We start from the raw sequence: 4970 nt of genomic DNA on the forward strand, positions 1-4970 counted from the left end.
TGGAAGCACAGGTACTGCAGCCTGAAGATCTGCTCCACGTCCTGCTCGCCCCGCCCACGGCACTGCGGCCGTGGGCCGGGGTGGCGGCCTCGAAGCCCACCACCGAGTCGGACAGCCGGGAGGCCTGCCACAGGGCCATGCTTCCGATGCTGCCCAGGCCTATGACTGCGAGTTGTGCGTCCATGAGAGCAGTGCCTTTTCTTACTCGTGAAGTCCGGCGAGTCTGCTGCCGAACCGGGCCAGGAGCGAGGTCGTGCTGGAACCCCTGCGCTCTTCCCACTGGTCGGCGATACCGAAGAGTCGGTACATGGCGTGGACGCCCAGCCAGCGGATGGGTTCCGGTTCCCACTTCCGTGCCCGGTAGCCGACCCAGGGAAGGGCTGTCCGTTCGGTTTCCTTCTCGAAGGCCAGCTCCACGAGAGTCCTGCCGCCGACGTAGGCCGACGTGACACCGTGTCCCGCGTAGCCGGTGGACGACCCGATCCCCGATACCGGGTCCCAGTGCACGCCGCCGTTCCAGTCCCGCGTGACGCCCAGGACCCCTGACCAAGCGTGATCCACCTCGAAGGGGATGTTCGGGAAGAAGGAACTGACCTTGCGCGAGATCAGGTCGATGGTGGACCGGGCGGTCGCACCGGCTCCCCCTGTGCCGGACCCGAAGCGGTAGGGGACACCGCGGCCCCCCATGGCGATACGGCCGTCCGACGTGCGCTGGGCGTAGATGAACGTGTGTGCGGAGTCGCTGAGGCACTGCAGCCCGTCCCAGCCGATCTGCTGCCATGCCTCCTCCGGCAGGGGCTTGGTCACGATCAACGAGGAATTGACCGGGATCAGGGTTCGGCTGCCGAGCAGCTGTCCCGAATAGCCTTCGGTGCAGATGAACGTCCTGGCCGCGGTGACACGTCCGTCGGCCAGCGTGAGGTTCTTGCCCTTGACGCTTTCCACTCGGCTGCCCTCGAAGATCCTGACCCCCATGGAGGTCAGGGTGTCCGCGAGGCCGTAGACGAGTTTCGCGGGGTGGAACCGCGCGCAGTGCTTGTAGAAGAGCCCGCCGTGGACGGTGGAGATGTTGATCCGGCTCCGGAAGTCGTCCCTGTCGAGCATGTGGACTTCAGCGTCGGTCAGCCCGTATTTCAGGTCTGCGTCACGCCTGGCGACAAGCCGTCCCAGCCCCGCCTGAGTGTGGGCGGCGACTAGGGCGCCCCCCTTGTGCTGATCGGCATCGATGCTCTCGGCCCGCAGGATGTCCAGGACGGAGTCGACGCCGGCGACGAATTCCTGCTGCAGTGCCCGGCTCGCTTGCAGCCCTCCTCCGGCGCGGGCGAAGGTGCCACGGTTTCCCGGGGGCATGGCCGAGAGCCAGCCACCGTTGCGTCCTGATGCACCGTAGCCCACCTGTTCGGCCTCGAAGACGGCGACCGAGAGCGACGGTTCGAGCTTCTTGGCGAAGTACGCGGCCCACAGCCCGGTGTAGCCGCCGCCCACGATGGCCAGGTCCACGCGGTCCTGGCCGGTGAAGCGGGGGAATGAGGGCTTCTCGTCGGCCAGTCCGGCCACCCAGAAACCGAGTTCTCCGTTCCGGGGTGGTGCCGCAAGGGCGTTCATGTGTGTCCTTCTTCTGTCTACGGGAACTGCGTGGCCTGTACTGGAAGGCGGTGTGGCCGCCGTCGACGGGGGAGGTTCGTCCCGGTGACGTACGACGATCGGCCGCGTCGGAGACGTTCGACTGCTCAGGCTCAGCGAGGTTCCGGCTTGTCCGCACGCTCTGGACCCGGCCCACACCCCGTCTCGGCCGACAACGCCGTCACTCCGCGGGCTCACCGTCCCGGTGGGGCAGTCGGCCCGGCTTGCGGAGGCCCGAGCCCACCGCCGGTGGTGCACGACGTAGGCGTTGCCGACGAGGACGCGTGGTTCCGGTCCTCGGCTCCCGCTCTGGCGTCAGGGGCGCGGGAGGCCGAAGAGGACGGGAAGGTCGGCGATGTCGGTGATCCGCTCGTAGCCGAGCCAGTGCTCGTCGTGCTCGAAGCCGCGGTCGACGTACACCTTGTTCTCGATCCCTATGACGGCCGCGGGGCGCAGGTCGTACATGGGGCTGGCGGAGACGTGCACGAGCTCGTCGGGCGTCACACCCAGCTTGTCGAAGGCGTACTCGAAGGCGCGGAGCCGTGGCTTGTAGACACCCATCTCCTCGGCGCTGATGACGACCTCGAACGGGGCCTTGAGGTTCTCCGCGAGGCGCACGGCGTGCGCGGTGTCGCTGTTGGTGATGATGGCCAGGGGGATCGCCTCGGCCAGGCGGTTCAGTGCCTCGGTGACACCGGGGTACGGGCCCCAGGTGGGGATGCGCTCGTACACCGCCCGCGCCTCGTCCTCGCGGTACTCAAGACCGACCATGTGCAAGGCACGCTCCATGGAACGAGCGACGACCTGGTGGAACGGCTGGTAGGTGCCCGTGCACTCGTCGATCCGGTACGCCTTGCAGATCCGCAGGAACTCATCGGCGACCTCGGCGGGCAGCCGGTCGCCCAGGACCTCCCGCATCGCGTCGTTGATGCTGAACTTGATCAGCGTTCCGTTCATGTCGAACGTCGCGAACTTGGGCTTGACATCGAATCCCACTGGTCCTCCTGGTGTCCGAGCGAAACAGCCCGCCTTTGGTCGATTGTCGACCACTGTTGTCGATTGTCGACCATGAGGAATCGGCTGTCAATAACTGGCCGGGATGTCCGCCGGTCCTGTCAACGGGGACGAGCCCAGGGTGCATCCGAGGGCTCTGGACCGGGCGCCGGCTGGAGATCCAGCGAAGGTATAGTCGACAAACGACCAAGTGGCCTAGAGAGGGTGACGGTGGACCACAAGTTCGAGTGGCAGGAACAGCGGATGACGACGCCGGACGGTGTCTACCGGACACTCCGCGCAGCCATCCTCGATGGGACCGTGCCTCCCGGCAGCCGGCTGCGCGAGGCGCACATCGCTGCGGATCTCGGGATCAGCCGGTCCCCCCTGCGCGAGGCGCTGACCAAGCTGGAGGAGGAAGGGCTCGTCGTCAAGTTCCCCTACAGGGGGGCGTTCGTCGTGGAGGTGAGCGCTCGGGAGGTCGCCGAGATCGACTCGATCCGGCTCCGGGTCGAGCCCTACGCCGCCGAGCTCTCGGCCGAAGCGCTCCGCGGTCCCGAGCGCCCTCAGCTGCTGCAAGCCGTCGAGGATCTCCGCCGGGCGATGGAGACGGACGACATCCCGGCCAGTATCGACGCACACCTTCGCTTCCACAGGCTCTTCTACGATCTCTCGGGTCACGGCATCCTGCAGAATCTCTGGAACGGCTGGGAGACCAAGCTGCGCCTCCATCTCAGCGTCGATCACCGCACGTACAGCGACGACCCGCAGCAATTGGTCGTCGAACACGAGAGGTTGGCCGCGGTCGCCCTGGAAGGCGACACCGACGCGTTCCGCCAGGAACTGGCCGCCCATTTCCCCATGGGACTGCAAGCCCGGACGGAGAAGTAGGGGAGCCCACGCCCGGAGCGGGTAAGCCATCCGCCCGCGTGAGGTGTCGGAGCCCGCTCGCCATCGCGACGTTGCAGAGCGATGCCGAGAGTCAAGAACGGCGTCCGGGCCTCGGTCGTCCTCTCGGCTCGCGCGCCCTGCCGGAGGCACGCCCGGACGACGAGTTGTCGTAGGCGCCGGGTGATGGCGGATCAGTCGCCGCGTGTCCAAGGCGCCGGCTGCGGCATGAGTGGAGCGCCCCGCCTGGACCTGGAGACGCCCGGGGCTGCGCAATCGACGAGACCGCGACCCCCCGGAGATCCCCTGACCGCCAGCCGCTCCGATTCGCCGCATGCCGCAACACCTGGGCACCCGGATTCCAGCGCCTGTGATGTCGTAGTCGACCCCCGCTCGGGTCCGCCCGGCATCCCTCCCGACCTGCGCGTGCCCGCAGGTGATCGGTGTCCCGAACCCGGCCACTCTCGCGCCGTTACACGCCGGTACTGAACCGCCACATCGCCCCCTCGATCGGATGCGGCAGGCGCTGAGGGGAGGGGCCGTACCCGCCCGTCGACAGGGAATTCGCGATCAACTTCCGCTGTTCGTCCGCGAGTTGCCCCCGCGGCGCGGTATCGACCGTCGGCGGTGGCGCGGGCCGCACGAGATGCTCCGGAGGTCGTACCGGCGACTGAAGTTTGGTATTGACAGTGCTCCACAGACGCTCATATGGTCGACAAACGACAATCGAGCGGTGATTTTAAGCCACGATACGGCGCTTGTCGCCCCTGCTCCCTGAGAGGAGAACCGAGTACAGATGATCAACACGCAGGCGAAGCAGGTTCGCGTGGCCCGCCGCGAGGGGTTGCGACCCGCAACGGTGACGCGATGAGCCAGTCCGTGACGCCGGCAGCGCGCACTGACTCGGCATCCGACCGGCTCGAGGCTCTCGGGCTGGCCCTTCCCGAGCTCCATGACAATCCGTACTACGTGGATCACCGGACGGTGGGCCCCACCATCCATATCTCGGGCCAACTGCCTTACCGGGATGGTGAACTGCTGGGTCAGGGCATTGTCGGCCGGGACGTCGAGCTGGAGACGGCGCGGGAGCTTGCGCGCCATGCCGTACTCAACGCGCTCGCGGCCGCTGCGCAGGCGGTCGGAGAACTGGACCGGGTCCGGATCGTGCAGATGCTGGTCTTCGTGGCCAGCACGCCGGACTTCGGTCTGCAGTCACGGGTCGCCAATGCGGCCAGCGAACTCCTCATCGAGGTGCTGGGCGAGAACGGACGGCACGCTCGCACCGCCATCGGCGTCGCCGGGCTACCGCTCAACAGTCCGGTCGAGATCCAGATGGTCTGCACCGCGGTGTAGGGCGGGCACGACGGCGGTGCAGCGCGAGCGCGGGTGATGGTGCGCGCCACGCACATTCGGCATTCGAGGGAGTCGGCATCCGCTCACTCGTTCATTCCCCAACACGAGCAAGA

The 4970-nt window shown here is 67.4% G+C and carries 4 protein-coding genes; 2 read left to right on the top strand and 2 right to left on the bottom strand.

The features are described from left to right. Positions 1-201: 201 nt before the first annotated feature. Positions 202-1605 carry an FAD-dependent oxidoreductase gene (locus ABZZ74_RS52480; protein WP_356951206.1) on the bottom strand — a complete coding sequence of 468 codons (1404 nt, stop codon included), beginning with the start codon at positions 1603-1605 and terminating at the stop codon, positions 202-204. A 333-nt stretch (positions 1606-1938) separates the two neighbouring features. Beyond that, on the bottom strand, positions 1939-2619 hold the full coding sequence (locus ABZZ74_RS52485; RefSeq protein ID WP_356951207.1) for a haloacid dehalogenase type II: 681 nt from the start codon (positions 2617-2619) through the stop codon (positions 1939-1941). A gap of 261 nt (positions 2620-2880) precedes the next feature. Here ABZZ74_RS52485 and ABZZ74_RS52490 point away from each other — a divergent pair, with 261 nt between their 5' ends. After that, on the top strand, positions 2881-3507 hold the full coding sequence (locus ABZZ74_RS52490) for a GntR family transcriptional regulator (RefSeq protein WP_356951208.1): 627 nt from the start codon (positions 2881-2883) through the stop codon (positions 3505-3507). Positions 3508-4371: 864 nt separating this feature from the next. Further along, positions 4372-4857, top strand: coding sequence for a RidA family protein (locus tag ABZZ74_RS52495; protein WP_356951209.1), 486 nt, complete (start codon positions 4372-4374; stop codon positions 4855-4857). Positions 4858-4970: the final 113 nt, after the last annotated feature.

The organism is Streptomyces sp. NPDC006476, assembly GCF_040612015.1.
In the GTDB taxonomy this organism is placed as follows: Bacteria; Actinomycetota; Actinomycetes; order Streptomycetales; family Streptomycetaceae; genus Streptomyces; species Streptomyces griseorubiginosus_B.